Origin of the sequence: Nocardioides sp. NBC_00368 (assembly GCF_036090055.1) — a bacterium.
GTDB lineage: Bacteria > Actinomycetota > Actinomycetes > Propionibacteriales > Nocardioidaceae > Nocardioides.
Genome location: NZ_CP107970.1, coordinates 212,440 through 237,196, shown reverse-complemented (window position 1 = coordinate 237,196; position 24,757 = coordinate 212,440). Strand labels below are relative to the sequence as shown.

The 24,757-nt window shown below is 70.2% G+C and carries 24 protein-coding genes; 8 read left to right on the top strand and 16 right to left on the bottom strand.

Features of this window, described 5'->3' with window-relative positions:
• Window positions 1–6 precede the first annotated feature (6 nt).
• Both OG984_RS01125 and OG984_RS01120 read right to left on the bottom strand, forming a co-directional pair.
• On the bottom strand, window positions 7–1,302 hold the full coding sequence (locus tag OG984_RS01125; RefSeq protein ID WP_328529841.1) for an HNH endonuclease: 1,296 nt from the start codon (window positions 1,300–1,302) through the stop codon (window positions 7–9).
• 287 nt (window positions 1,303–1,589) lie between these two features.
• Window positions 1,590–2,147, bottom strand: a complete 558-nt coding sequence (locus tag OG984_RS01120; protein WP_328529840.1) for a GNAT family N-acetyltransferase — start codon at window positions 2,145–2,147, stop codon at window positions 1,590–1,592.
• Between the two features lie 387 nt (window positions 2,148–2,534).
• Between OG984_RS01120 and OG984_RS01115 the strand changes: the two genes are divergently transcribed.
• Window positions 2,535–2,705: a hypothetical protein gene (locus OG984_RS01115; RefSeq protein ID WP_328529839.1), complete on the top strand. Its 171-nt coding sequence runs from the start codon at window positions 2,535–2,537 to the stop codon at window positions 2,703–2,705.
• A gap of 33 nt (window positions 2,706–2,738) precedes the next feature.
• On the opposite strand, the gene OG984_RS01110 is transcribed toward OG984_RS01115, so the two are convergent.
• On the bottom strand, window positions 2,739–4,442 hold the full coding sequence (locus tag OG984_RS01110) for a hypothetical protein (RefSeq protein WP_328529838.1): 1,704 nt from the start codon (window positions 4,440–4,442) through the stop codon (window positions 2,739–2,741).
• Between the two features lie 268 nt (window positions 4,443–4,710).
• Between OG984_RS01110 and OG984_RS01105 the strand changes: the two genes are divergently transcribed.
• Window positions 4,711–5,415 (top strand): SGNH/GDSL hydrolase family protein, encoded by a 705-nt coding sequence (locus tag OG984_RS01105; RefSeq protein ID WP_328529837.1) that lies wholly within the window; start codon window positions 4,711–4,713, stop codon window positions 5,413–5,415.
• Here OG984_RS01105 and OG984_RS01100 read toward each other — a convergent pair.
• Genes OG984_RS01100 through OG984_RS01085 form a run of 4 tightly spaced genes read right to left on the bottom strand, consistent with a single transcriptional unit; the run spans window position 5,412 to window position 9,370 of the window.
• A complete protein-coding gene (locus OG984_RS01100; protein ID WP_328529836.1) occupies window positions 5,412–5,732 on the bottom strand; it encodes a DUF4387 domain-containing protein in 321 nt (106 codons plus the stop codon). The genes OG984_RS01105 and OG984_RS01100 overlap by 4 nt on opposite strands.
• Window positions 5,725–7,119 (bottom strand): acyclic terpene utilization AtuA family protein, encoded by a 1,395-nt coding sequence (locus OG984_RS01095; protein ID WP_328529835.1) that lies wholly within the window; start codon window positions 7,117–7,119, stop codon window positions 5,725–5,727. The genes OG984_RS01100 and OG984_RS01095 overlap by 8 nt, the downstream gene beginning before the upstream one ends.
• Window positions 7,116–8,078, bottom strand: coding sequence for a phosphoglycerate dehydrogenase (locus OG984_RS01090; protein WP_328529834.1), 963 nt, complete (start codon window positions 8,076–8,078; stop codon window positions 7,116–7,118). Before OG984_RS01090 ends, OG984_RS01095 begins: the two co-directional genes overlap by 4 nt.
• Entirely contained in the window at window positions 8,075–9,370 is a 1,296-nt protein-coding gene (locus tag OG984_RS01085) for an MFS transporter (RefSeq protein WP_328529833.1), read from the bottom strand. Before OG984_RS01085 ends, OG984_RS01090 begins: the two co-directional genes overlap by 4 nt.
• Window positions 9,371–9,478: 108 nt before the next feature.
• Here OG984_RS01085 and OG984_RS01080 point away from each other — a divergent pair, with 108 nt between their 5' ends.
• From OG984_RS01080 to OG984_RS01065, 4 genes are all read left to right on the top strand, one after another.
• Window positions 9,479–10,192 (top strand): GntR family transcriptional regulator, encoded by a 714-nt coding sequence (locus OG984_RS01080; protein ID WP_328529832.1) that lies wholly within the window; start codon window positions 9,479–9,481, stop codon window positions 10,190–10,192.
• A complete protein-coding gene (locus OG984_RS01075) occupies window positions 10,193–11,113 on the top strand; it encodes an AEC family transporter (RefSeq protein ID WP_328529831.1) in 921 nt (306 codons plus the stop codon).
• Between the two features lie 191 nt (window positions 11,114–11,304).
• The gene (locus OG984_RS01070) at window positions 11,305–11,712 is read left to right on the top strand and encodes a DUF1707 SHOCT-like domain-containing protein (protein WP_328529830.1); all 408 of its coding nucleotides are present in this window, start codon (window positions 11,305–11,307) and stop codon (window positions 11,710–11,712) included.
• Between the two features lie 94 nt (window positions 11,713–11,806).
• A complete protein-coding gene (locus OG984_RS01065) occupies window positions 11,807–12,787 on the top strand; it encodes an ABC transporter substrate-binding protein (RefSeq protein WP_328529829.1) in 981 nt (326 codons plus the stop codon).
• A 40-nt stretch (window positions 12,788–12,827) separates the two neighbouring features.
• Here OG984_RS01065 and OG984_RS01060 read toward each other — a convergent pair whose 3' ends face one another.
• Window positions 12,828–14,450 carry a glycoside hydrolase family 13 protein gene (locus OG984_RS01060; protein WP_328529828.1) on the bottom strand — a complete coding sequence of 541 codons (1,623 nt, stop codon included), beginning with the start codon at window positions 14,448–14,450 and terminating at the stop codon, window positions 12,828–12,830.
• A gap of 324 nt (window positions 14,451–14,774) precedes the next feature.
• Between OG984_RS01060 and OG984_RS01055 the strand changes: the two genes are divergently transcribed.
• Window positions 14,775–14,978, top strand: a complete 204-nt coding sequence (locus tag OG984_RS01055) for a cold-shock protein (RefSeq protein ID WP_008357755.1) — start codon at window positions 14,775–14,777, stop codon at window positions 14,976–14,978.
• Window positions 14,979–15,049: 71 nt separating this feature from the next.
• On the opposite strand, the gene OG984_RS01050 is transcribed toward OG984_RS01055, so the two are convergent.
• The gene (locus tag OG984_RS01050) at window positions 15,050–15,532 is read right to left on the bottom strand and encodes a YbaK/EbsC family protein (protein WP_328529827.1); all 483 of its coding nucleotides are present in this window, start codon (window positions 15,530–15,532) and stop codon (window positions 15,050–15,052) included.
• Between the two features lie 9 nt (window positions 15,533–15,541).
• Window positions 15,542–16,240: a spermidine synthase gene (locus tag OG984_RS01045; RefSeq protein WP_328529826.1), complete on the bottom strand. Its 699-nt coding sequence runs from the start codon at window positions 16,238–16,240 to the stop codon at window positions 15,542–15,544.
• A 188-nt stretch (window positions 16,241–16,428) separates the two neighbouring features.
• Between OG984_RS01045 and OG984_RS01040 the strand changes: the two genes are divergently transcribed.
• Complete coding sequence (locus OG984_RS01040) at window positions 16,429–17,667, top strand: MHYT domain-containing protein (RefSeq protein WP_328529825.1); 1,239 nt, start codon at window positions 16,429–16,431, stop codon at window positions 17,665–17,667.
• A 45-nt stretch (window positions 17,668–17,712) separates the two neighbouring features.
• Here the strand turns inward: OG984_RS01040 and OG984_RS01035 are convergent, their stop codons facing one another.
• The 6 genes from OG984_RS01035 to OG984_RS01010 all read right to left on the bottom strand — a co-directional run bounded on the left by OG984_RS01035 (window position 17,713) and on the right by OG984_RS01010 (window position 24,678).
• Window positions 17,713–20,685, bottom strand: coding sequence for a bifunctional [glutamine synthetase] adenylyltransferase/[glutamine synthetase]-adenylyl-L-tyrosine phosphorylase (locus OG984_RS01035; RefSeq protein WP_328529824.1), 2,973 nt, complete (start codon window positions 20,683–20,685; stop codon window positions 17,713–17,715).
• Window positions 20,686–20,712: 27 nt separating this feature from the next.
• Window positions 20,713–21,489, bottom strand: coding sequence for a type 1 glutamine amidotransferase (locus tag OG984_RS01030; protein WP_328529823.1), 777 nt, complete (start codon window positions 21,487–21,489; stop codon window positions 20,713–20,715).
• A gap of 112 nt (window positions 21,490–21,601) precedes the next feature.
• On the bottom strand, window positions 21,602–22,939 hold the full coding sequence (gene glnA / locus OG984_RS01025; protein WP_328529822.1) for a type I glutamate--ammonia ligase: 1,338 nt from the start codon (window positions 22,937–22,939) through the stop codon (window positions 21,602–21,604).
• Window positions 22,940–22,988: 49 nt separating this feature from the next.
• Complete coding sequence (locus OG984_RS01020) at window positions 22,989–23,180, bottom strand: hypothetical protein (RefSeq protein ID WP_328529821.1); 192 nt, start codon at window positions 23,178–23,180, stop codon at window positions 22,989–22,991.
• 21 nt (window positions 23,181–23,201) lie between these two features.
• The gene (locus OG984_RS01015; protein WP_328529820.1) at window positions 23,202–23,963 is read right to left on the bottom strand and encodes a hypothetical protein; all 762 of its coding nucleotides are present in this window, start codon (window positions 23,961–23,963) and stop codon (window positions 23,202–23,204) included.
• Between the two features lie 79 nt (window positions 23,964–24,042).
• Window positions 24,043–24,678, bottom strand: a complete 636-nt coding sequence (locus tag OG984_RS01010; protein ID WP_328529819.1) for a SatD family protein — start codon at window positions 24,676–24,678, stop codon at window positions 24,043–24,045.
• Window positions 24,679–24,757 lie beyond the last annotated feature (79 nt).

Genomic DNA, 24,757 nt, shown 5'->3' with positions numbered 1-24,757 from the left:
CGTGCGTCAGGCGGCGAAGGCATGGTCGAGCAGTACGTCGCGCAGCGTGAACTCTGCCCGGGACAGGGGCGGTGGGGCTTGGCCCCAGGTGTCGGGTGGTGGGCTGGTGTAGGTGTGGCCGGTGGGTGTGATGGTGGTGATGCTGCCGTCGGGCCCTGGTCTGGCCTGCCAGCCGATCGCTTCCTTGGCTTGATTGCACCGTTCGCACAGCCCTTGGAGGTTCTCGGCGCTGGTTTCGCCACCGTCGGCGTGGCGTTGGATGTGGTCGATGTTGCGGATCGGGGCGTCGCAGCCGACGGTTCGGCAGGTCCCGCCGTCACGAGTGGTGATGAACTCGGCCAGCCCGTCGGGTGCCTTCCTTGACCGGGATTCCATCGCCACCAGTTGACCGGCAGGATCGGTGAACAACCGGCGCACGAACACCTCGGCGTCGCTGAGGGCGTCGCGGGCCCAGCCGGCAGGGACGGGGCCGTAGCCCTCCACCCGGGCGGGCTGATCACTGGCGCTCGCGAGGGCGTCGGCGGTCATGACGATCTTGACCTCGATCCGCGGCTTCGCCCCGGCGCTGCTGCGGCCGGTGACCCGGTCGACCAGGGTGTCTGCCATGACCTGACCCCGACTTCGCTCGTCCCCGGCGGCACGGGCGGCGTTGGCGGCCTGGTCGAGTGCGGCGAACACGGCGACCCCGTCCTTGACCGGGAGTAGCGCTCCGAGCCAGGTCATGGTGTCCGGTGCCGGTCGGAGGCTGACCCGGCGGTCTTTGGTCGCGTTGGCGGCTCGGCTGACGACGGCTGCTTGGTCGAGGGTGATGGCGAGTTTCTTGGCGGCGTTCTCGAGCTGCCGTAGCCCCATCGCCACCGCCCGGGCGGGTTCACCTGCGGGCCCGGTCGCGCACAGTTCGTAGTCGATGACGCGGCGGTCCTCCAATGAGAGGCACGCGGTCTCGCGGGCCAGGATCGTGGCCTGCCACTGCGAGAACGACCCTGCCTTCATCAACGCGAAGGTGTGCGGCATCTCGGTGATCAGGATCTTCGCCAGCCCGAGCAACTTGGCACCCCGATCGGGCGAGACCCGTCGCGCCAGCGCGATCTGGGAGGCCACGCCTTCACCGAGCTTGCGGGCAGGGACCCCGGCCTCGGCCTGCCGGACGCGGGCAGCCTCCTCGAGGCGTACCGACGCTTCTGCCTGGACGGCCTCGGCGGTGCACTTGACCTCTTCGAGGCGAGCGATCCAATCAACCAGCTCCCGCTCGGACGCACCCGGAGGTGGCCCGTCAAGGAGGCGGTCGATCGTCTCGTACATGTGCTTTATTATATGCGACCGATCACCATATAGCCACTCATTTCTGCTGGTCAAAGGCCAGTTACGCAGTCCGCGAACAAGTCACGTGAGTGCTGCGCCACACTCTCGCCGCCGCCCCGATATAGGCGAAATCTTTCTCGATCGGGTGCCGGGTCAAGGATGGCCGAAGGCCACCGCGAAGCGGCGCCCGAAGGGCGTCCTTGACGCGGCGCGCGATCGAGAAACACTAGAGAACGGGTCGGCGGCGAAACCCTGAAACGAAGAAACAGTCGCTAAGCGAGGTTTCCTCACGGATGGTCTCGACAAGCTCGACCACCGGTGTGCCACGCCTCGACACCCACAGAGAACGAGAGCCACGTATCGACCACTCCCCCAACCCCCACGGTCTCAGACCACGACCGATCACACCCCGCGGTGACCCGCTCCCAGAACCGCGCTGCGGCACGATTTTGCTCCTGATAGGCGACCTTCCACTCCCCCGGCGCATCAGAGACGACAGCCCGAGCGAACTGGAGCCCGAGCCCACCTCGGCGGGCACCGGCGACGACGAAGAAGCTGTTCAGGACGCGTACGGGCTGATCGGCGTCCCGGACGAGCGCGAACCCGATCGGATGGACACCAGCGGTGAGGATCCAGGTGCGCCAGCCGGGATCGGAGCGGAGGGAGGCGTCGAGGCGCTCGGTGCGGAAGGTGCCGTCGGCGAACGGGAGGGTCGAGCTGAAGCCCGACATGTCGTGGCGGAAGAGCAGCCAGAGATGGCGGAGGGCGAGATGGTCCTCGGGCCGAGCGAGGCGGGCGATGACGGGGTGCGGGATGTCGTCGAGGTCGGTGTGAAGAGTGGTCATACGCGAAAGCCTCGAAGCGCGGTGCGCTCCGAGGCCTGATGACATTCTCTCATGGCCCGCGGGGCGGGGTCCCGAAAAATCGACGGCGGCCGATCGAGGCGGGTCACTAGAGTCGTCCGCGATGATCACCGAGGCCGGTTCGGGTGACGAAAGCCTGACGTTGATCCACCCGGACGCCGACCACACGGAGGCGGAAGCCGCGCTCCTCGAGGCGGGATGGAGACGATGCGGAGCAGGCGACTGGGCCGTCGCGCTGAGCTCGCCGGACGGACGCACAGCGGCCCGGATCAGCCCGTTCGATCCGGCCGGGGCCTACAACACGGCCTTCTACCGCGATGCGGAACCGACCGGTCAGGTGCCGGCACGGCGGCGACGAATCCCGATCTCGTGGCCGCACGGGTCCCGGAGAGCGAGCGGCGATTCATCGCCGAGATCCCGCTCGCCACGACGGGCGGGCGGGAGGACGATCAGATGCGCGCGATCGCCGCAGCCCTCGACGGGGCGGACGCCCGCAGGCGCGCTCGGCAGTCACGACGTACGGCGCCTCGGCCTGGGTGATCGCTCACCCGGGCCGAGGCGCCGCCAGCAGGGTCAGGCGATGTGGAAGTCGCTCACGTTGACGTCCACGGCCTCGACGTCGATGTCGAAGTAGTCCTCGACCGCCTCGATCACCTGGGTACGGATGGCGACGGCGTTGGCCTTGGCCGGGGTGCCGTACGCGATCACGTAGGACACGGTGATCTTGGCGACGCCGCCGGCGATGTCGACCACGGTGCCCTCGTCGTCGATCGCGTGCACGCCCTCGACCTTGGCCGCGATGTGGTGGACCAGGCGCTCGACGAGACCCTCGCTCACCGTCGACTTGCCGCGCTGCTCACGAGCGACGCGGAGCACACCGGTCAGCGTCGACTCGGCGCTCGGCTCGGCCTCGACGATCGGCTCCGGCGCGAAGCCCGGTGCGGGCGCCTCGGTCTCCTCGACGGTCGCGTCGGAGTCCTCGGCGCCGACCTCCACCTCGGTCGCCTCGCCGGTCTCGGGAGCCACGAGGACATCCTCGGTCTCCGGCTGGTCCTCGTCCTCGACGACGTAGACGGACTCCGCGTCGGCCTCGACAGGCTCGGTGACGTCGACGGGCTCGATGACGTCGACGGTCTCGGTGACGTCGGCGGCCTCCTCGGCAGCCTCCTCGACGGGCTCCTCGGCGGGCTCGACCGGAGCCTCGGCGACCTCGCCCGACTCGGTCAGGTCAGCCGGCTCGAACGCCTCCTCGGCCTCGGCGTCGCTCAGCTCGTCCACTGCCTCGACGACGGCCTCCTCAGCGACCTCCTCAGCTACCTCCTCGGCTACCTCCTCGACTACCTCCGCGTCCGGCTCGACCGCTCCGGCGATGTCAGTCGACTCGGTGACCTCCACGACCTCCACCTCGGAGGTCTCGCCGTCCTCCGTCGCCACCACGGCGGCCTCGATCTCGTCCGCCCCCTCGATCACGGCCTCCTCGGCGAGCAGTTCACCCTCCGGCTCGACGACGGTCTCCGCGGTCTCGGTTGCGGCGTCCTCGGAACCGTTCTCGACGACCTCGGCCGCCTCGGCGTCGGACTCGTCGGAAACGATCGCGCCGGCGACGAAGGTGTCCTCGGCGTCGACCTCGACCTCGGTCGCCTCGCCCGTCTCGATCGCCTCGGGAGCCTCCTCGATCGCACCCTCAGCTGCCACGTCGGTCTCGACCGGCGCCTCCTCAACGATGGCCTCCTCGACAGCGGTCTCCTCGACGGCGGTCTCGGCAACCGTCTCCTCGACAGCGTCCTCCTCGACCTCGTCGCTGGTCTCGGCAACGGGGGCTTCGGCGTCGGCGCCCTCGAGCGGCGCCTCGTACGTGCCCTCGGTCTCGACCACCTCGGTCGCGACCTCGTCGGTGGCCTCGGTCTCGGTCGCGACGGTCTCGGCCGGGGCGACCTCGCCGACGACCTCGCTACCGACCTCGACGGCGAGCTCGGCCACCTTGGCTGCCGGGGACTCCTCGACGTCGGTGACGACGTGCTCGGGGTCGGAGAGCGGGTCGATCGCCGGAACCTCGGCGATCGGCTCGATCACGGCCTCGGCGACAGGCTCGGCGACCGGCTCGGCGACCGGCTCGGCGACCGGCGCCGCGGGAGGCTCGGTGACGTACGCGCTGGCCTCGGGGGCGGCCAGATTCTCGCCGTAGACAGGGGCGGAGGCGGCGATCGACTCGCCCTCCCCGGCCTTTGGCTGCTCGTTCTTGTGACGGTTGAAGATGCCGCTGATGAAGTCGGACATGGCGTCGCATTCCTTCGAGTGGAGGGAGGGGATTCGGTCGAGCGCTCACAGCTGGGCGTGATGCTAGGGCTGGCACGCGGTGAGTCGGGTCACGTGCCTTGGATTCCCATGTCTTGTACCCCAACGGTGACCGGGATGAGGAGCGTCTGTGTCAAACCTTCCGGGGAGATTCGCCCACCGTTCAGCCAACGTCGGAGACCCGCCGGAGCACGCGCTGTAGAACGACGGAAGAGCACGTACGTCACGACATCTCGAGCCGGGAGAGACGATGAATCCACTGCTGCTCCCACTGGTCGCCGCGCAGGCCGCGTACGTCCACCGGACCATCGGCAAGGAGCCCCGTCCGGAGGGTCCGACGAAGGGTCTCGTGCCGGGCCCGGCGACCGAGGAAGGAGCCGTCCCGCTGCGTCTGCTGGTGATCGGCGACTCGTCCGCGTCGGGCCGCGGCGCGCCGACGCACGACCTCGCCTTCGCCGGGTCGATGGCACGTGCGATCGCGACGCGGACCGAGCGTCCGGTCGAGTGGCGGGCGCTGGGAAAGTACGGCGCGACCAGCGAGCGGATCCGGCACGGCGTCCTCACGAAGGTCGCCGGCCAGTGGGATCTCGCGGTGCTCCTCGTCGGCGTCAACGACATCCTCGCGCGCCGCTCGGTCGAGGCCTGGACGCAGGATCTGACCGCGATCGTCGAGACCCTCCAGGAGCACGCCGCCCACACCGTGCTCCCCGGGATCCCGGAGTTCGGCGCGTTCCCGTCGCTCCCCCGGACCCTGCGGCGCTACCTCGCCGAGCGCGGGAAGGCGCTCGACGTGGCAGCGCGGCTGGTCTGCGCAGGGCGTACGTCGGTGCAGTGGGTCAGCTCGGCCGACCTCGGCCCCGCCGAGCCGTCCTTCTTCGCCGCCGACGGGTTCCACGCCTCACCGGCGGGCTATGAGCGGTGGGCGCAGGCGATCTGCGACCACGTCGATCTCTAGGTCACCGGGACCACGAGCTGGGCCAGCGGCACGTGGTGCTGCCCGGCGTGGACGTCGCGGTCGCGCAGCGAGCCCTGCGAGACCGGGCGCGGATAGGAGATCTTGACGACGTTGAGCGACGGGATCCGGAAGATCTGGACCGCCCCGGGATCGACCCGGTAGAGATCGGCGACGACGCCCTCGTGGAGGAAGGTCTCGTCGGCGGCGATCCGGTAGCCGTCGGCATCGCGCATGAACAGCTCCATCGTGATCCAGAACGGCCCGGCGTTCTTGGAGCGGACCTCGATCGCGAGGTCTCCCAGGGTGGTCTCAGGCATCGTGCTCGTCTCCCATGTCGTCATCGATCTCGGTGCGGAACATCGCGGTCGGGGTGAGGCTGTCCACGGCGTGGTTGAGCACGAACTCGTACGCAGCACCCCGCTCGACCTCGGCCGGCGACCCGGGGAACGCCAGGCTGGGCAGGTAGTCCATGTCCTGCGCCGGCAGGTGCAGCATCAACGGGTTGGCGACCTTGGCCACGGCGGTGGCCAGCGCCTGGTCGGCGGCGCGGACGAGGAGCATCACGCCGACCTCGCGCGGCGGCTCGGTGGCCGGGTCGAGATCCCCGAGGACGGCGTTGTAGCCGTAGAGACGCAGGTCGTAGTCGTAGTCGTCCCTGGTCAGGCCCAGGGTCTGCTCGACCCGTTGGGTGAACACGGCGTGCATCAGCGTGGCCCAGCCCTCGATGTCCTTCAGGATCAGCGGGTCCCGGATCGCTGAGAAGGACATCGTCTCGTAACCGGTGATCCGGGCGCCCTCGAGCTTGATCGTGTGCTGCTCGGCGTGGTGGAACAGCGAGCCCTCGACCCGCACGCGGCGCTCGTCGAGCGCGGTGTAGACGGCGTCGCGGACATCCAGGGTGCCGTCCGGCTCTCTCATCAGATACGGGTTGGCGGTCTCGTACAGCATGTGGGCGGCCACCGAGATCGGCGTGCACGCGGCGCTCTCGTCGAGCGGCTCGATGGTGAACCCGGTGCGGTCGACGGTCGCGAAGACCCCGCCCGCGCGTGGATTGGTCGTGCACTGACCGCCGCACTCGACGATCTTGGCCGCGTGCCAGCTGGGCCCGGCGGGCATCCCCTTCAGCAGCGCGTACGCAGCCGCGTTGGCCGTGTCGGTCGCCCGCCCGGCCAGCACCACCTGAGCTCCGGCGGAGAGTGCCTCGGCGATCGGCTCGTGGCCCATCATCGCGACGATGTGGGTGCAGTCCTCGAGGGTCGCCCCGTCGAGGTCGCCCAGCGGTGGGAGCGGATGGATCCGCCCGGCCTCGAGCGGCTCCTTCAGCTCGGCCGCGCGCTGCTCGCTGTAGATCCTGGCGACCTTCATCGACAGGCCCTCCTCGGCGAGCAGGTCGGCGACGATGCCGGCGACCCAGTCGACGCCGTCGTCGGTGCCGCTGGTGCCGCAGGAGCCGACGACGAGCGGGATCCCGGCCCCCGAGGCGGCACGGAGCAGGATGCGTAGATCCCGGGCGACCGCCGCGGCGGTGGTCTTCGGCTTCGAGGCGCCCAGGTAGTAGGGGCCGGAGTCGGTGGAGCCGCCGTCGACGGCGATCACGTCGGCGCCCAGGGCGATCCCGCGCGTGATCGTCGACTCCGGGAATCCGGCGCCGAGCATCCCGCTGGGCACCAGGATGCTGACGGAGTCAGCGTTGTCGCTGGTCATCTGTTGTCTCTCTTCTCGATCAGGTGGGCGTTGACAGCGTGTTGCGGGCGGCCGGCCAGCGCGTCGAGGAGCTCACGGGCTCCCTCGATGCCGGCGGCCCGACGGGCCTCGGCGGTCTGCCCGGCGAGGTGGGAGTGGACGTAGATCCCGGGCACCCCGCGCAGCGGGCTCTCGGCCGGGAGCGGCTCCTCGCCGACCACGTCGAGCGCGGCCCCCGCGATCCGACCCTCCCGTACGGCGGCGGCGAGCGCGTCCTCGTCGACGATCGCGCCCCGGGCGGTGTTCACGAGCACCGCGCCGGGCTTCATCAGCGCGAACGCGGCGCCGTCGAGCAGCCCGCGGGTCCGCGGGGTGAGTGCGGTGTGGACCGACACGAAGTCGGCCTCGGCCAGCAGCTCGGGCAGCTCCACGAAGCCGACATCGGCGTCGGCGCGCTCGGCGGCCGGGACACCCGTCGTGCACAGCACGCGCATCCCGAACGCCCGGGCCAGCGGCATCACCGCGCGGGCGGCCGCGCCGTAGCCGATCAGTCCCAGGGTCGAGCCGCGCAGCTCGCGGCCGTCCCCGCGCGGCCAGCCGCCGGCGGCGACGCCGGCCGCGCTCTCGACCAAGCGCCGGGCGGAGGCGAGGAGCAGCCCCATCGTGTACTCGGCGACGGCGTTGGCGTTGATCCCGGGCAGGTTGCTGACCGTGATCCCGGCGCGCGCGGCCGCCTCGACATCGATCGCGTCGTAGCCGACCCCGGTGCGTACGACCGCTCGCAGACGGTCCGCGGAGGCGAGGACCTCGGCGGTCAACCGGTCGTGGCCGACCAGGGCGCCCTCGACCCCGGCCAGGTCCGCGACCAGGTCCCCGGACGGGTAGCGGGTCTGATGACCCCGGGAGCGGAGGAGCTCGTCGACCTCGTCGCCGGGACGCAGGTAGTCGGTCGTGATCAGGATCCGGGGCACGGCGATCACACCACCTTCTCGGCGTCGCTGCGCCGCTGGAGCCGGTCGATCCGCACCACGATGACGACCGCGACCGCGGCGACGACGGCGATGTCGAGCAGCATCGTCGGCCAGCCCAGCACGTCCACGGCCCCGCCGATCAGCGCCGGCCCGAGGAAGGCGCCGGCCTGCCAGCCCACCGCATAGAGCGCCGCGTACGTCCCGAAGACCCGTGCCGAGGGCGCCAGGTTCCACAGCACGACGACGGCGTTGACCAGGAACGCCGAGGCACCGGCCGCGCCGATGCAGAAGGCCACGACGGTGCCGGTCGGGGTCTGCACCAGGGTGCCGAGAAGCATGGCGGCCGCGAAGACCGCCATCCCGGCGATCATGGTGCGCAGCCGGCCGAAGCGCTCGGCGAACAGGGCCGTCGGATAGGCGGCGAGCAGGAACGCGACCCCGCTCGGCAGGGTGAGCCCGCCGGCGTCACCGCGCGACATCCCGAGAGTCTCCATGCCGTAGGGCGTGACCAGCGCACGCGAGCCGGCCCAGGCGCTGCCGAAGACCAGGATCGCCACGATCAGCAGCAGCCGGCTGCGGTCGGGGTCGCGCACGATCTCGCGGACGGTGTCGCGGATGCGCGCCTGTCCGACGGCGGTCGACTCCTCTGCAGCGACCTCGGCCGCGTCCTCGGCCACCGCTGCCCGGTAGCCGGGCGAGGAGCTGTCCCGGATCGAGAGGCACAGCACGGTGACCGAGACGAGGGTGATCAGCGCGACGACGGCGAAGGCGAGCGCCGGGTGGTCGTCGACCAGCAGGATGCTGACCAGCGCGGCCACGATCACGGTGAGGCTGGAGGCGATCTTGACCGCGGCGTTGGCCCGGCTGCGGCGTTCCGGAGCGATGAAGTCCGGAACCAGCGCCTCTCCGATCGGCTTGAACGAGTTCGACACCAGCGCGAACGCGACGATCACGACGATCAGCAGCGGCAGTGCGTCCGCGGTGTGCGGCAGGATCACGAACAACAGCGCCGCGAGCGGCATCCCGACGGCGAGGTAGGGCATCCGCCGTCCCCAGCGTGTCCGCGTCCGGTCGGACCGGTTGGCCATCCACGGCTGGATGAAGATGCCGAGCAGGTTGTCCATGCCCATGATGAAGCCGACCAGGGCGGCGCTGGCCAGGTGCTCGCGCAGCAGCGGCGGCACCTGACTGTCGTAGAAGTTCCACATCGACTCCTGGGCGAAGACCGCCAGCGCGACGAGGAGGGTGATCCGGCGAGGCCCGAGCTGCCGTGGTGCTGCGGTGGGGATGGTGGTGCTCACGTGAGGGACCTCCGTGATCTCTGGTCTGTGGCGGCGCTCACAGTAGTTTTGCTACAGCAAAACAGTCAAGAGGTGGCACCGCTGGAAAAGTGTCCTAGTATCAGGACCATGTCGCTCTCCTCCCCCGAGACCACCCCGGAGACCACGACCATCGCCGAGCGCGTCTACCAGGCGTTACGCAGCCAGATCGGCTCCGGTGAGCTCGAGCCGGGCGCCAAGGTGACCGAGCGCGGGATGGCCGAGCGTCTCGGCGTCAGTCCGACCCCGGTCCGCGAGGCGATCCGGCGGCTCGAGCTCGACGGCCTCGTGGAGCGGGTGGGGCCGCGTACGACCCTGGTGGCCCGGATCGAGGAGGACGCCAGTCACGACCTGGCCGAGGTGGAGGTCGCGCTGCGTGGCCTGGCCGCCCGGTTCGCCGCGAGACACGCCACCGACGAGGAGCTCGACGAGCTCGACCTGCTGCTCGACGAGGCCGACGACCTGGTGATCCTGATCCGGGCACGCCACCGCGACGGCCGGCCGGTCGACAAGCACGCCGACCGCTTCCTCGACGTGCTCGGCCGGTTCAACGAGCAGGTCAACGCCGCGGCCCACAACCCGGTTCTCGTACGCCTCCTGGAGCAGTCCCGCTCGCTGACCCGGTCGCGCCAGCGGGAGATCTCCCGGGCGCACCTGCTCGCCGGCGACGAGTTCGGCGCCGACCGCTACGCCGAGCACCGCGCCCTCGTGCTCGCCCTGCGCGCCCGCGACGCCGTCGAGGCCGAGCGCATCGTCACCGAGCACGCCGCCCGCGGACTCCTCGACCTGCGCCGCGAGCAGTAGATGGCGGGAGTCTTCACCGGCTTCGCCACGATCAGTGTCCTCATCGCTCTCGGCGCCCTGCTCGCCCAGCTGAAGATCCTCGACCAGCACGGCCAGCGCACCCTCTCGACACTCGCGTTCTACGTCGCCAGCCCCGCCCTGCTGATCACGGTGATGGACGACAGCGATCTCGGCTTCGTCTTCTCCGGCAACCTGGTCGCCGTCGCCGGCGCGGTGCTGGTCTCGGGCACGCTGATCGTCGTCGTCGCACGCCTGCGCCGCCGCGACCTGGGCACCACGGTGGTCGCGACGCTGTGCGGCTGCTACGCCAACGCCGGCAACCTCGGCCTCCCGATCGCGTCGTACGTCCTGGGCGACCCGGTCCTGGTCGCACCCACGCTGCTGCTGCAGATGCTCGTGCTCCAGCCGCTCGCGCTGGTGATCCTCGACGCCGACGCGAGCACGACGAGGCTCTCGTTCTGGGCGGTCCTGCGCCGCCCGCTGACCAACCCGATCACGGTGGCCTCCCTGATCGGGGTGGCGCTCTCGGTCACCGACCTCGACCTGCCGACTCCGGTCTCCGACCCGCTGGACCTGGTCGCCGGGATGGCGGTTCCGTCGATGCTGATCGCCTACGGGGTCGCGCTCCGGCTCGGCCCGCTGCCCGGGCGCGGGGTGCCGCCGCTGGACCTGGCCGCCGTCGTCGCGACGAAGCAGGTGGTGCAGCCGGTGGCGGCGTACGTCATCGGGCGGTTCCTGCTCGGGCTCGACGCCGAGGCGCTGCTGGCGGTGACGGTGCTCTCCGCACTGCCGACCGCCCAGAACGTGTTCGTGGTCGCGCAGCGCTACAACCGGGCGGTGCTGCTGGCCCGCGACGTCATCTTCGTCAGCACTCTGGCCACCGTGCCGGCGATCCTGCTGGTCGTCGTGCTGCTGACCTGAGGCCTCGAGCCCCGACGAAAGTCCCTTGCGACCACATCCCTTCAGGCGTACCCTCGCGATATATCGGGACACTACGCCGACAGTCGATGCAGCTTTCACAAGGGAGACGACATGAGCGAGCGCAAGCGAGCGACAACAAGCCTCAGGCCGCCGCGTCCGTATGACGGCGCTTGCGCTACGGAGGCGGCGGCATGAGCAACCTCGACAACCTGCGGGTGAGCGAGGCCGATCGGGAGGAGGCGTCGGCGAGGCTCGCCGAGCACTACTCGACCGGCCGGCTCTCCGACGACGACTACTACGAGCGCCTCGACGCGGTCTGGTCCGCGCGCGTCCGCGCCGACCTGGAGATGCTCTTCACCGACCTGCCGAAGAGTGCACCGCAGCCGCCACAGGTCGTCCACCGCCCGCGCCGAGGCGGGCCGCGTCCCTTCCCGCTGATCGCCTGCTTCCTGCTCGTGGCGATCGGGCTGATGGTGATGGGCGTGCCGTGGTGGGTCTTCGCCGCGACCGCGGTCGGCGCGCTCGTCTTCCGCAACGGCCGCCACCACGGGCACCACCACGGGCACCACCACCGGCATTCCCATCGTTCCGTGCACTGAATCCGGTATTTCATGGTCTCGCCCCGGGCTCATCACTAGGTTGTGCCGCGGTCGCTGCGGCGGCCGCCACCCCACAGCCCACGAGGAGTCCCCCATGAACCGCTCCCCTGCCCCCACCGTGCGCCCCGGCCTGGCAGCCGCCCTCGTTCTCGCCCTGCCGCTCGCGCTCGGCGCCTGCGGCGGTGGCGACTCCGCCGACGACGCCGCCGACGGCACCACCGAGATCACGGTCGGCGTGATCCCGATCGTCGACGTCGCCCCCATCTATCTGGGGGTGGAGAAGGGCTTCTTCAAGGAGGAGGGCCTCGACGTCACGCTCGAGCTCGCCCAGGGTGGCGCGGCGATCATCCCCGCGGTGGCCAGCAGCCAGTACCAGTTCGGCTTCTCCAACACGACCTCCCTGCTCCTGGCCCAGACCCAGGACGTGCCGGTCGAGGTCGTCACCGCCGGGGTGAACGCGACCGAGGACCCGGCCGCCGACATGGCCGGTGTCCTGGTCGCGGCCGAGAGCGACATCGAGTCGCCCAAGGACCTGGAGGGCAAGAAGGTCGCGGTCAACACCCTCAAGAACATCAACACGACCACCACCAACGAGCTCGTCCGTCAGGACGGCGGCGACCCGACCACGATCGAGTACGTCGAGCTGGCCTTCCCCGAGATCGGCCCGGCCGTCGAGAAGGGTGACGTCGACGCCGGCCAGGTCGTCGAGCCGTTCCTCACCATCGGCACCCAGGCCGGGATGACCGACCTCGGCTCCAACTTCGTCGCCGCCGACCCGGGTCTCGCGGTCGCGGAGTACTTCACCTCGACGGCCTACGCCGACTCCGACGCCGACACCGTGGAGGCCTTCACCGCCGCGATGAACGAGTCGCTCGACTACGCCCAGCAGCACCCGGGCGAGGTCAAGAAGATCCTGCCGACCTACACCGACATCGATGCATCAGTCCTCGCCGAGCTCAACATGCCGCGGTGGACCTCCGAGATCGACACCGAGTCGGTCCAGAAGCTGGCAGACCTCTCCGAGGCCGACGGCCTGTTCGAGAAGGACCCGGACATCGACGCCCTGCTTCCATGAGCGTCGCCGACCCCGAGCCGATCGCCGTCTGGGTTCTCGATCACCCGACCGCGGGTGCAAGGATCCAGACCGCTGAGTCGGTGGGCAGGTCACCCACGACCGGGTCGCCGCTGTACATCACGATCTCTCCCTCGGGCAGCGGCGTCGGCTCCATCCCGCAGTTGAGGATGACGATCAGGTCGCTCCGCGTGTCCTCGGTTCCGCCGACTCCACCCCGCCGGAACGAGACGACACCCTCTGGCGCGTCGAGGATCTCCACCTCCTCGTCGGCTCCGAGCGCGAAGGTACGCCGCGCCGCCAGCGCCGCCCGGTAGAACTCCAGCGTCGAGTCGCGGACGCCGTTCTGGGCGGCCACGGTGAGGTCCACCCACTCGGCGGGCTGCGGAAGCCACGGCTGCGTCGGCAGGTCCTCGTCGGGCACGATGCTGAACCCGAAGGGCGGCTCGAACCCGCTCCACGGCAGCGGCACCCGGCAGCCGTCGCGACCACCCTCACCGGTCTCCGACCAGGGGTCCTCCTGGTACTCGGGCGGCAGGTAGACCTGGGGCAGACCCAGCTCCTCGCCCTGGTAGAGGTAGGCAGACCCGGGCAGCGCCAGCATCGTCAGCGTCGCGGCCCTCGCCCGGTGGAGCGCCTGCAGGCCGTCGCCGTAGCGCGAGCGGTGGCGGACGACGTCGTGGTTGGAGAGGACCCAGGTCGGCGCCGCCCGCGACGGACCGAGCGCCTTCAGCGTCGACTCGATGACCTCGGTGAAGGCCTCGGCGGACCAGGGCGCCTGCAGCCAGGAGAAGTTGAACGCCTGGTTGAACTCGTCGGCACGTACGTAGCGCCGCAGCTCGGCCGGGCCCGGCGTCCAGGCCTCGGCGACCATCATCCGGTCACCGTCGAAGGAGTCGATCAGCTTGCGCCAGGCGCGGTAGATCTCGTGGACCTCTGGGTTGTCCCACATCGGCGCGTCGGTGACCCCGCGCTGGTACATCACCGCGGCGTCGGAGGTGAGCGCGAGCCCCTCGGGGACCACCTGGTCGCGCAGGTCCTTGAAGAGCCCGTGGGCGATGTCGACCCGGAAGCCGTCGACGCCACGGTCGAGCCAGAAGGTGAGGATCTTGGTGAACTCCTCGACCACCTCGGGGTTGTGCCAGTTGAGGTCGGGCTGGTCGTCGTCGAAGAGGTGCAGGTACCACTGCCCGTCCGCGACCCGGGTCCAGGCCGGACCCCCGAAGACCGAGCGCCAGTTGGTGGGAGGCTCCTCGCCCGCCTCGCCGCGGCCGTCTCGGAAGATGTAGCGGTCGCGAGCCGGCGAGTCGGGCGCTTCCCCGAGCGCCTCGACGAACCAGGGGTGCGCCGAGGACGTGTGGTTGGGCACCAGGTCGACGATCACCTTCAGCGCGAGCTCGTGCGCCCGCGCGATCAGTCGGTCCGCGTCCTCGAGCGTGCCGAAGATGGGGTCGACGTCGCAGTAGTCGGCTACGTCATAGCCATGGTCGTTCTGCGGCGAGGTGTAGAACGGGCAGATCCAGATCGCGTCGACACCCAGCGCGGCGAGATAGTCGAGATGATCGGTGATGCCAGGCAGATCCCCGAGGCCGTCGCCGTTCGAGTCCGCGAAAGAACGCGGGTAGATCTGATACGCGACTGCTTCGCGCCACCATGGCTGGTCCACGCATGCCCCTATCTCGTTCGGTAGATCGCCGGTACCCCGATCTTGTCGATGCAATGCTCGGGGCTGTCAAACCAGGTCACCAATACGACACCTGTTTCCGGGTGGATCCCGCGATGGAAACGCCGAAAATTCGGGGATATCCGAAGTCGGCTCGTGGCATGTAGGCTTACCGGCGTTGAAGGAGGCGTCCCCACACGCTTCGCGGTTGCTCTCGGTGACCGTTCGTGCAGCACTTGGTCTTCCGCAGAAGCAGAAATCAGTACTCGTGGATTCAACGCCCAAAGGGCGGCACGGAGTCGCCCTGTGTACACAAGGATTAGATTCATGACTCAGGGAACCGTGAAGTGGTTCAACGGCGACAAGGGCTTCGGCTTCATCGCCCAGGACAACGGGGGCGACGACGTCTTCGTGCACTTCTCCGCGATCCAGACCCAGGGCTACAAGACCCTGGACGAGAACCAGCGCGTCGAGTTCGACGTCACCCAGGGCCCGAAGGGCCCGCAGGCCGAGAACGTCCGTCCGGTCTGACTCTGGCTTCCACGGCAGCCCCGCTCCTGCTTCGGCAGGGCGGGGCTGTCCCCCTTTTGGGAGCGGTCCGGTCAGTCGGTCTCGGGAAGCTTGGTGACGTCGACCCAGCCGCGCGCCTCGCTGATCGTCTCCAGATCGCCCAGCGTGAGCGCGATGGTCGTGTTGGCGCCGCCCGCGGCGGGGTAGACCACATCGAAGCGCTTGAGCGAGGCGTCGAGCCAGACCTCGGCCGACGTCGGGTTGCCGAACGGGCACACGCCGCCGATCGCATGCCCCGTCATCGGTTCCACGTCCTCGGCCGCGAGCATCCGCGCCTTGGTGCCGAAGTGGGCCTTGAACTTCGCATTGGCGATCTTGGCGTCGCCGGCGGCGACGACGAGGATCGCCGCGGTGCGGTCCTCGGTGTAGAGGCTGATCGTCTTGGCGATCTCCGCCGGGGATACGCCGAGCGCCACCGCGGCGAGCTCGACGGTCGCCTTCGACTCCTGCGACTCGATGATGTCCCCACCACGTCCGAATCGGTCCAGATGGGTGCGGGCGAGCTCGATCGACATGCTCGCAGCCTAACGGCGCGTCCCGCCGCCGAAGGAGTCGGCGACGGCTCGGCCGGTGAAGATGCGGTACTCCATCGGTGCCGGCGACCCGAACGGAGACTCGGGCGTCGCGCCGCACACGATCACCAGGTTGCCGGACCGGCGACCCTTCAGCGTCGCCGGCTCGACGCCGACGACCACGTCGCCGAGGTCCTTGGCCACCGCCACGAAGTCACGCACCCGGGCGAACGGCGCCCGGTCGACGAGGTTGGCGACGAAGATTCCGGACGGCGCGAGCACGCGGCGTACGTCCTCGACGAAGGCGGCGGAGGTGAGCTCCGCAGGGGTGAGTCCGCCGTCGAAGGCGTCGAGGATCACCATGTCGGCGAAGTCGTCGCGTACGCCGCTGATGCCCGCCTTGCCGTCGACGGGACGCACCTTGATCCCGCTGCGCGGCGGGAGCGGCGCCTCGCTGCGTACGCGCTCGATGATCTCGACCGACGGCTCGAGGACGATCTGCGCGGAGCGCGGCCGGGTGGCGTGCACGTAGCGCGGGAGCGTCATCGCGGCACCTCCCACATGCACGATCCGCACTGGCCCTGGCGGCATCCGGTCGATAACATCGCCGACACGCCTCATGTAGTCGAAGACGAGGCGGGTCGGGTCCCCCATGTCGACGGCCGACTGCTGCATGTCGTCGAGCTCGAGCACATATACATCACCGGGCATAGCGCAGACACCCTACCCCTGCATGGAAATGGGGGACCTGTTCCTCTATTGTGACCTGCGCGACAGCGGAACTATGGCCCGTTACGGATGCATCCCGGATACCCCTAGGGGCATCCATCATGTTTCCATATCTACCCCGCCGATCCCCCACACCCCGTCCGGCGAGGAACGAGAGGAAGTCGAAGCGCGTGACAACCATTGAAGAGGTCACCATCGGGGCGTTCAGCCAGCCCCTGGTCGGGATGTCATTCATCATCTCGGTTCTCGGATCATGGGTCGGGCTGACCTGTGCGAGCCGCGCACTCCGGCCGGGCGCGGGCTCGAGCTCCTGGCTCTGGCTCTTCGGCGCGGCGGCCTCGATCGGCGGCGGCGCGATCTGGTCCATGCACTTCATCGGCATGCTGGCCTTCGACAGCCACGTGGCGTACGCCCTCGACATCGGCACCACCCTGATCTCGCTCGCGGTCGCCATCATCGCCGCGATGGTCGGCATGCTCATCGCCACCGCGATGCGAGGCAAGATGGGCTACATCGTCGGTGGCCTGGTGACCGGCGCCGGCGTCGGTGCGATGCACTACACCGGCATGTACGCCATGGACATGAGCGCCAAGATGGCCTGGAAGCCGGGGGTCGTGGCCCTCTCCATCGTCATCGCGCTGGCCGCCTCGGCGCTCGCCCTCTTCTTCGCCTTCAACATCACCACGCGGCTGATGCGCGTGGGCGCGGCCTTCATCATGGGCGTCGGCGTGTGCGTGATGCACTACACCGGCATGCTCGCCCTCGAGATCCACAGCTCCCCCGACGACAAGCTCGGCCACGTCAGCGGCGCCGACCCGGTCTACCTGGCGATGCCGATCTTCGCGATCTCGGCGGGCATGCTGATCGTCATCGGCTTCGGCACCATGTTCGCCGGCATCAACGACGACCTCGACGACCCCTGGACCCCCGACCAGCGCAGGATGTCCGACTCCGGCGCCCACGCCATGCTTCCGCAGCATCCGGGCATGGGGCAGTCGCCCTTCGCCGGTCAGCCCGGTCAGCTCGGTCAGCTCGGTCATTCCGGCCAGCACGCTCGGTTCGGCCAGCAGCCCGACCCGCAGCAGCCGCTGCAGCCGCTCCCGACGCGCCAGCCGGCGGCCTCCGGCAGCCCGCAGGCGGGCCATCCCGCGGGCGAGGGCATCGGCAACATGTTCGCCCAGCGCCCTCAGCGTCCGACCCAGCTGCGGCCGCAGAACGGACGCTGGACGCCGCGGCCGTACGCACAGCAGCCCGCCAACGGCAACGGAGCCCCGGAGCAGCAGCCGGACTTCTTCAAGCCCCAGGGTGGTCGGCCCGACGAGGCCGGCAACGAGCCGCCGGCCCAGCCGCAGCAGCCCCGGCCCCAGCGCACCCCGGGCTGGCTGCCGCCGCGCAACAACAACCTGTAGAGCGCCGCGGGGGTAGGGGCGAGCGCCCCCACCCCCGCGGTCTGCTCATTCCCAGAAGACGCGCTCGACCACGCCGTGGGCGAGCCGGGTCATCCGCAGGTAGTCGTTGACCAACTCGTCGGTGGCACCGGCCGGATAGCCGAGGATGGCCGCGACGGCGTGCTGCTCCACGGGCCCGGCGGGCAGCGAGTCCGCCGGTCGGCCGCGGGCGAGCGTGACCGCGTTGCGCACCCGACTGACCATCCGCCAGGCCTCGATGAGGGTCTGGGCGTCGTCGGCGTCGATCAGCGAGGCGTCACGGGCGGCCTGCAGCGCCTCGACCGTGCGGGGCGTGCGCAGCCCGGGGACGGCGTACGCATGCCGCATCTGCAGCAGCTGCGCCGTCCACTCGATGTCGGCGAGCCCGCCGCGGCCGAGCTTGAGATGGGTGTTGGGGTCGGCCCCGCGCGGCAGCCGCTCGTGGTCGACGCGGCCCTTGATCCGGCGCACCTCGATGATCTCGTCCTCGCTCAGACCGCCCTCGGGGTAGCGCAGCGGATCGATCATCTCGGTGAACGCCTCTCGCACCTGCGGGTCGCCGACGACCGCGTCGGCACGCAGCAGCGCCTGCGACTCCCAGATGCCCGACCACTTCGCGTAGTAGGAGGCGTACGCAGGCAGCGTCCGCACCAACGCACCCTGCCGCCCCTCGGGGCGCAGGTCGGCGTCGATCTCCAGGGGCGGGTCGGCACCGGGAAGGGCGAGCAGCCGACGCAGGTCGGCGATGACCTTGAGCGCGAACTGGGTCGCCTCGCCCTGATCGGCGCCCTCGACGGGCTGGTGGACGAAGAGCACGTCGGCGTCGGAGGCGTAGGAGAGCTCGAAGCCGCCGTAGCGGCCCATCGCGATGATCGCGATCCGGGTGGGCGCCTCCCCCAGCTCGCGGCGGGCGACCTCCTCGGCCACGACCGTGCGCAGCGAGGCCTCCAAGGTGGCGTCGGTCAGCCGGGACAGGGCAGCGCCGACGGTGTCGATCTCGGCCTCGCCGAGGAGCTCGGCGGCGGAGATCCGGAACAGCTCGCGACGGCGGATGGCCCGGATGTGGCGTACGGCCTCCTCGGCGGAGGTGGTGGTGCGCCGGCGCGCGGCGCGGGCGACCATCTCGTCGGTCAGCGCCTCCGCGGACAGCGGGGTCAGGTCGTGGCCGAGCAGGCGCAGCGCCTCGGGCTCCCGCTCGAGCAGCGCGGTGGTGTAGCGCGAGGTGGACAGGATCGTGGCGAAGTACTGGGCGACGCTGCCCTCGTCGCGCAGCGAGCGGAGATACCAGGGCGTGGCGCCGAGCGCGTCGGAGATCCGGCGGAACCCGAAGAGCCCGGCGTCGGGGTCGGAGCCCTCGGAGAGCCACTGCAGCATCACCGGCAGCAGCGCACGCTGCAGCGCGGCACGCCGCGAGACGCCCGTGGTGAGCGCCTCCAGGTGCCGCAGCGCGGCCTTCGGGTCGGCGTAGCCCAGCGCGGTCAGCCGCTCCTCGGCGGCCTTCGCGGACAGATGGGCCTGACCGGACGGAATCCGGGCGACGGCGTCGAGGAGCGGGCGGTAGAAGAGCTTCTCGTGGAGGCGGCGTACCTCGATCCGCTGGTGGCTCCACTCCTTCTCCAGCCGCACCACCGGGTCGCGCAGGTAACCGAGCGAGCGCGCCAGCCAGCGCAGGGACTCCTCGTCGTCGGGAACGACGTGGGTGCGCCGGAGCCGGTGGAGCTGGAGCCGGTGCTCCATCCGCCGCAGGAACGCGTAGGCCTCGTGCATCGCCTCGCCGTCCTCGCGACCGACGTAGCCGGCCCGGGTCAGCGCCGCCAGCGCGGAGAGCGTGGTGGGCTGGCGGATCCCGGTGTCGGTGCGGCCGTGGACGAGCTGCAGCAGCTGTACGGCGAACTCGACGTCGCGCAGCCCGCCGGCGCCGAGCTTGAGCTCGCGGTCGGCCTCCCTGGACGGGATGTGGGCGATGACCCGGCGCCGCATCTTCTGGGTGTCGGAGACGAAGCCGTCGCGATCGGCTGCCTTCCACACGAACGGGTTGACGGCGTCGACATAGGCTCGGCCGAGCTCGAGGTCGCCGGCGGCCGGACGGGCCTTGAGGAGCGCCTGGAACTCCCAGGTGCTCGCCCAGCGCTCGTAGTAGCCGACGTGGCCGGTGATCGTGCGCGAGAGTGCGCCCGCCTTGCCCTCGGGGCGCAGCGCGGCGTCGACCGGCCAGATGGTGCCTTCGCCGGTGTGGGCGGAGCAGACCTGGATCAGGTTGCTGGCCAGCTGGGTGGCGACCCGCAGCGAGACGTCGTCGCCGACACCGTCGGCGGCCTCGTGGACGAAGATCACGTCGACGTCGGAGACGTAGTTGAGCTCGTGGCCCCCGCACTTGCCCATCGCGACGACCGCCAGGCGGACCCTGCCGGCATCGGCCCCCACCCGCGCGCGGGCAACCGCCAGGGCCGCCTCGAGCGTCGCACAGGCCAGGTCGGAGAGCTCGGCGGCGACATCGTCGACAGGGAGCTGGTGGGCCAGGTCGCGGGCGGCGAGCCGGAGCAGCCAGCGGCGGTACTCGACCCGGAGCGCGTCGACCGCCTCCGCGTCCGCGACCGTGGCCACCGGGCTCTCGTCACCCGGCTGCGCACCGACCGCCTCGAGCAGCGATGCCCGGAAGACGTACGCCGCGGGCCTGGTCGTGCCGAGCGTCGGGTCGGCCAGCTCCCGCCAGTGAGCGGGATGGCGGGCCAGATGATCGGCCAGCGCCGGCGAGGCGCCGAGCACCGAGACCAGCCGCATCGCGGTGCCCTCGTCGTCGGCGAGCTCCTCGACGAAGCTGTCCCCCTCGGACTCGGTGAGCGTGACCAGGCCGGTGAGCGCGGCGTCGGGGTCGGCAGCCTGACCGAGGATCGCCAGCAGCTCCTGGGTGCCCGGGCCGAGAGCTGCCAGATCCCCCAGGGCGGTGTCCGGATCGTTGAACCCGAGCCGGAGCAGCTCGCCCTTGCCTGGCAACGTCATGACCCCGATTCTGTCACCCGGGCCGGGTCAGGCGCTCCAGGGCCTAGGGGTCGGGATGACACCGCCACGGGTGCCACCCGGGGCGACGGCGGCGGCACGCTCGCGGACCAGGCGGGCGAACCCGAAGGCCAGCGGCTGCCAGGTCTTGATCAGCTCGTTCTCGGCGAAGGTGGCGGTCGCGACCACGTCGTCGACGCTGCGCCCGATCTGCTCGAGCTCCTCGACGGACTCGTTCGCCCAGACGGCGACCGCGGCGGCGTCGACCTCGGGGTGGAACTGCACGCCCCACACCGTCGGGGCGAACCGCGCCGCCTGGACCTGCCCGTCGATCGAGCTGGCCAGCTTCACGGTGCCCTCGGGCAGCTCACCGACGACGTCGCGGTGCCAGTGCATGGCGCGGTCGTCGCCGGCCAGCAGACGCATCAGCGGGTCGAAGAGCACCTCGGGCTCCCAGGTCACCTGGTGGACGCCCACGGTGAGCCCGAACGGGCTGCGCTCCACGGTGCCACCCAGCGCCATCGCCGCGAGCTGGTGTCCCAGGCAGATCCCGAGCGTCGGGATGCCGGCCTCGGCGGCCTGGGCGATCCGCTCGCGGGTGACCTGCAGCCAGGGGTGCTCGGCGTCGGAGTCGGCGTCCATCGAGCCGCCCATGACGAGCAGCCCCGAGTAGGAGGCGTCCAGCGACGAGAGCGGCGGGATCGGGTCGGCGTACGCCCGCGAGACGTCGACACACATGCCCGCCTCAGCCAGCCAATGACCGAACAACGCCGGCGGAACTGTCTCCTCGTGCTGGATCACAAGCACTCGGGGAAGACTCAACGACATCACTCCCACTCTCCCGTTCGATCCAGTGTGGCAGCACCGGATCGGAAGTGTGGAATCGGGCTTGAGTTTCCTCGACAACCAGTTTGCTGCCTCAGATGACGGGGAGCATCCGGGAGCGCTCGTACGCGGTCACCTGCTCGCGGTAGGCGGCCCACTCGGCGCGCTTGTTGCGCAGGAAGAAGTCGAAGACGTGCTCGCCGAGGGTCTCGGCGAGCAGCTCGGAGTCCTCCGCCATCCCGATCGCCTCGTCGAGGTTCTCCGGCAACGGGTCGATGCCGAGACTCTTGCGCTCGCGCTCGGTCAGCGCCCACACGTCGTCCTCGGCCTCACGCGGCAGCTCGTAGCCCTCCTCGATGCCCTTCATGCCCGCCGCCAGGATCACGGCGAAGGCCAGGTAGGGGTTGCAGGCGGCGTCGAGGCTGCGCACCTCGATGCGGGTCGACTGCCCCTTCAACGGCTTGTACATCGGCACCCGAACCAGCGCCGAGCGGTTGTTGTGGCCCCAGGCGACGTGAGCCGGCGCCTCTCCCCCGCCGATCAGCCGCTTGTAGGAGTTGACCCACTGGTTGGTGACCGCGGTGATCTCGGGGGCGTGCCGGAGCACGCCGCCGATGAAGCTGCGGCCCGTCTTGGAGAGCTGGTATTCGGCCCCCGGCTCGTAGAAGGCGTTGGCGTCGCCCTCGAACAGGCTGAGGTGGGTGTGCATGCCCGAGCCCGGGTGCTCGGTGAACGGCTTCGGCATGAAGCTCGCCCAGATGCCCTGGCTCAGCGCGACCTCACGGATGACCGTGCGGAAGGTCATGATGTTGTCGGCCGTGCTCAGCGCGTCGGCGTAGCGCAGGTCGATCTCGTTCTGGCCCGGACCGCCCTCGTGGTGGCTGTATTCGACGCTGATGCCCATGGCTTCGAGCATCGTGATCGCCTCACGCCGGAAGTCGGCACCCATCGACTGGGCGGTGTGGTCGAAGTAGCCGCTGGAGTCGACCGGGGTCGGCTCGCTGCCGTCGCGCGGGTTGTCCTTGAAGAGGTAGAACTCGATCTCGGGATGCGTGTAGAAGGTGAAGCCCTTCTCCGCGGCGTTGGACAGGGTGCGCTTCAGCACGTAGCGCGGGTCCGCGTAGGACGGTGACCCGTCGGGCATCACGATGTCGCAGAACATCCTGCCCGTGGACGGGCCGTCCGTACGCCACGGCAGGATCTGGAACGTGCTCGGATCCGGCAGGGCCAGCATGTCGGCCTCGGTCACCCGGGCGAACCCCTCGATCGCGCTGCCGTCGAAGCCGATGCCCTCCGCGAAGGCGCTCTCCAGCTCGGCCGGCGCCACCGCGACCGACTTCAGATAGCCGAGCACGTCGGTGAACCACAGCCGCACGAAACGTACGTCTCGCTCTTCGAGTGCCCGGAGCACGAAGTCCTGTTGCTTGCCCATGCGTGAACACTAACGGTCCGACGTTACGGCTGGGACCTCCGCGCCAGCGTCAGCGGCCGGGACCCTTGAAGATCGAGATCACGAGCGCCACGCCGAACCCGGCCAGCGCCGCGCCGATGACCGACCAGGCGGTGCTCGTGCCGCCTCCGCCGAGATAGCCCATGCCGGTCAGCGCCAGCGCTCCACCGGCCACGAGGAGCACCGCGGCCACCACGAGTCCGAGAGCCTTACCCACAGTCATGACACCGAATCTAGTCCCGGGCTAGGTGATGACGAGGGCGAGGGTCACCAGCGAGGTCATCCAGGACACGAAGCTGCCGACCAGGAAGTATTCGGTCACGTCGTTGATGCTCGGCCCTTCGCCGTCACCGCTGTTCTCACCGCGGAACGACTGCAGCTCCGGCCAGCGGATCAGGCTCTTGGCCGCCACCACCAGGCCGGCGGCGGCGAGGCTGCCGGTGAGGCCGAGGCCGAAGATCGTCAGCCGCTCGAGCGGGCCGAGGAGCCTGCCGCCCTTGAGATTGTTGCCGTCGACCCCGTCGAGCGGGTTGGCCACCTTGGCGACGTCGAGGACGAGCTGCACCACGACGTTGCCGGTCGAGATCTGGACCAGCAGGCCACCGAAGGCGAGCAGCACGGCCTCGGGGCGCGCCGCCTCGACCCAGGCCCAGGGAGCACCGTCCGCCCAGGCGGCGACCGGTCCGGCGACCTCGCCTGCCACCGGCGCCAGCAGGATGCCGAGGAAGATCGTCCCGCTCAGCAGGGCCAGAGGCACGCCGGGGTGAGGATTCCTCTCCGCCCCCTGAGGCTGGTGGGCCAGGAAGCCCCACAGCACCGCGATCCCGGCGATGACGATCACGGCCGCCAGGTCGCCTCCGAAGAGGGCCGAGAGCAGGCCGAAGGCGATCACCACCGCGGCCCCGATCGCCTCGGGGACCCAGCGGATCCGCCGGATCGGGTCGACGAGCGCGTGCGCGAAGTCGACGGTGCCGATCCCGATCAGGAGCAGCGCGATCCAGCTCATGCCGCCGCCTCCGTAGCGCGAGCGCCAGGATACGGACGCGGCGGCATGATGACCCGATCGCTCGCTCGCTGGCGCTCGCTCATCGCACCTCCCCCAACAGCTCGTCGGCGCGCACGATCACGGCGATGCCGTCGCGGCGCACCCGCTGGGAGACCGCGGAGGGGGTGATGTCGAGCTCGGCGGCCATCGCCTTCTGAGACATGCCGGAGAGCATGCCAGAAAGCACCGACACCGAGGAGTCATCCAGCCGGGAGAACAGCTCGTCGCGCGCGATCAGAGCGGCGTTGACCGCGGCGGGAGCGGGACCGCCCGCGCCGGCCACCGGCTGGTACCAGGTCCGTACGCTGCGCGAGGCCGCCTTGTTCTCAGCGGCCTCCGCCGCCTCGATCGCCGCCCGCGCCGACCACCAGCCCGGTCCGTCCTCGACCCTCGGCTCCTCGCGGAGCACCCGCGTCTCGCCCCAGCTGATGCCGTGGCGTACGTCGACGACGGTGGCCAGCGCGATCCGCACGCGGAACGCGGCCCGGATGGCGGTGCCCACGGTCTCGAACGCTCCCTGGAACTCGTCGCCGACCGTGATCCGCAGGGGCGTGACCGGCTGCCACTCGCTGTTGATCGTCTCGATGGCGTCCGAGAACGCCTCGTGGACCTGGGCGCGGTCGGGCTTGTGCCGCGAGCCGACGAGGTCGCCGATCACAGTTGCTACAGCTGCCATGTATGAAGGTTATACCTTCACTCCCGATAAATTAAGGCATTTGCTTTAGATATCGGTTTCGAAAGGTGAGAACTTAACC

What these genes read in the sequence shown, in the direction of transcription:
- OG984_RS01125 (WP_328529841.1), bottom strand. Translation starts at nt 1,302, where the DNA reads ATGTACGAGACGATCGACCGCCTCCTTGACGGGCCACCTCCGGGTGCG.
- OG984_RS01120 (WP_328529840.1), bottom strand. Translation starts at nt 2,147, where the DNA reads ATGACCACTCTTCACACCGACCTCGACGACATCCCGCACCCCGTCATC.
- OG984_RS01110 (WP_328529838.1), bottom strand. Translation starts at nt 4,442, where the DNA reads ATGTCCGACTTCATCAGCGGCATCTTCAACCGTCACAAGAACGAGCAG.
- OG984_RS01105 (WP_328529837.1), top strand. Translation starts at nt 4,711, where the DNA reads ATGAATCCACTGCTGCTCCCACTGGTCGCCGCGCAGGCCGCGTACGTC.
- OG984_RS01100 (WP_328529836.1), bottom strand. Translation starts at nt 5,732, where the DNA reads ATGCCTGAGACCACCCTGGGAGACCTCGCGATCGAGGTCCGCTCCAAG.
- OG984_RS01095 (WP_328529835.1), bottom strand. Translation starts at nt 7,119, where the DNA reads ATGACCAGCGACAACGCTGACTCCGTCAGCATCCTGGTGCCCAGCGGG.
- OG984_RS01080 (WP_328529832.1), top strand. Translation starts at nt 9,479, where the DNA reads ATGTCGCTCTCCTCCCCCGAGACCACCCCGGAGACCACGACCATCGCC.
- OG984_RS01075 (WP_328529831.1), top strand. Translation starts at nt 10,193, where the DNA reads ATGGCGGGAGTCTTCACCGGCTTCGCCACGATCAGTGTCCTCATCGCT.
- OG984_RS01070 (WP_328529830.1), top strand. Translation starts at nt 11,305, where the DNA reads ATGAGCAACCTCGACAACCTGCGGGTGAGCGAGGCCGATCGGGAGGAG.
- OG984_RS01065 (WP_328529829.1), top strand. Translation starts at nt 11,807, where the DNA reads ATGAACCGCTCCCCTGCCCCCACCGTGCGCCCCGGCCTGGCAGCCGCC.
- OG984_RS01055 (WP_008357755.1), top strand. Translation starts at nt 14,775, where the DNA reads ATGACTCAGGGAACCGTGAAGTGGTTCAACGGCGACAAGGGCTTCGGC.
- OG984_RS01050 (WP_328529827.1), bottom strand. Translation starts at nt 15,532, where the DNA reads ATGTCGATCGAGCTCGCCCGCACCCATCTGGACCGATTCGGACGTGGT.
- OG984_RS01045 (WP_328529826.1), bottom strand. Translation starts at nt 16,240, where the DNA reads ATGCCCGGTGATGTATATGTGCTCGAGCTCGACGACATGCAGCAGTCG.
- OG984_RS01035 (WP_328529824.1), bottom strand. Translation starts at nt 20,685, where the DNA reads ATGACGTTGCCAGGCAAGGGCGAGCTGCTCCGGCTCGGGTTCAACGAT.
- glnA (WP_328529822.1), bottom strand. Translation starts at nt 22,939, where the DNA reads ATGGGCAAGCAACAGGACTTCGTGCTCCGGGCACTCGAAGAGCGAGAC.
- OG984_RS01020 (WP_328529821.1), bottom strand. Translation starts at nt 23,180, where the DNA reads ATGACTGTGGGTAAGGCTCTCGGACTCGTGGTGGCCGCGGTGCTCCTC.
- OG984_RS01015 (WP_328529820.1), bottom strand. Translation starts at nt 23,963, where the DNA reads ATGAGCTGGATCGCGCTGCTCCTGATCGGGATCGGCACCGTCGACTTC.
- OG984_RS01010 (WP_328529819.1), bottom strand. Translation starts at nt 24,678, where the DNA reads ATGGCAGCTGTAGCAACTGTGATCGGCGACCTCGTCGGCTCGCGGCAC.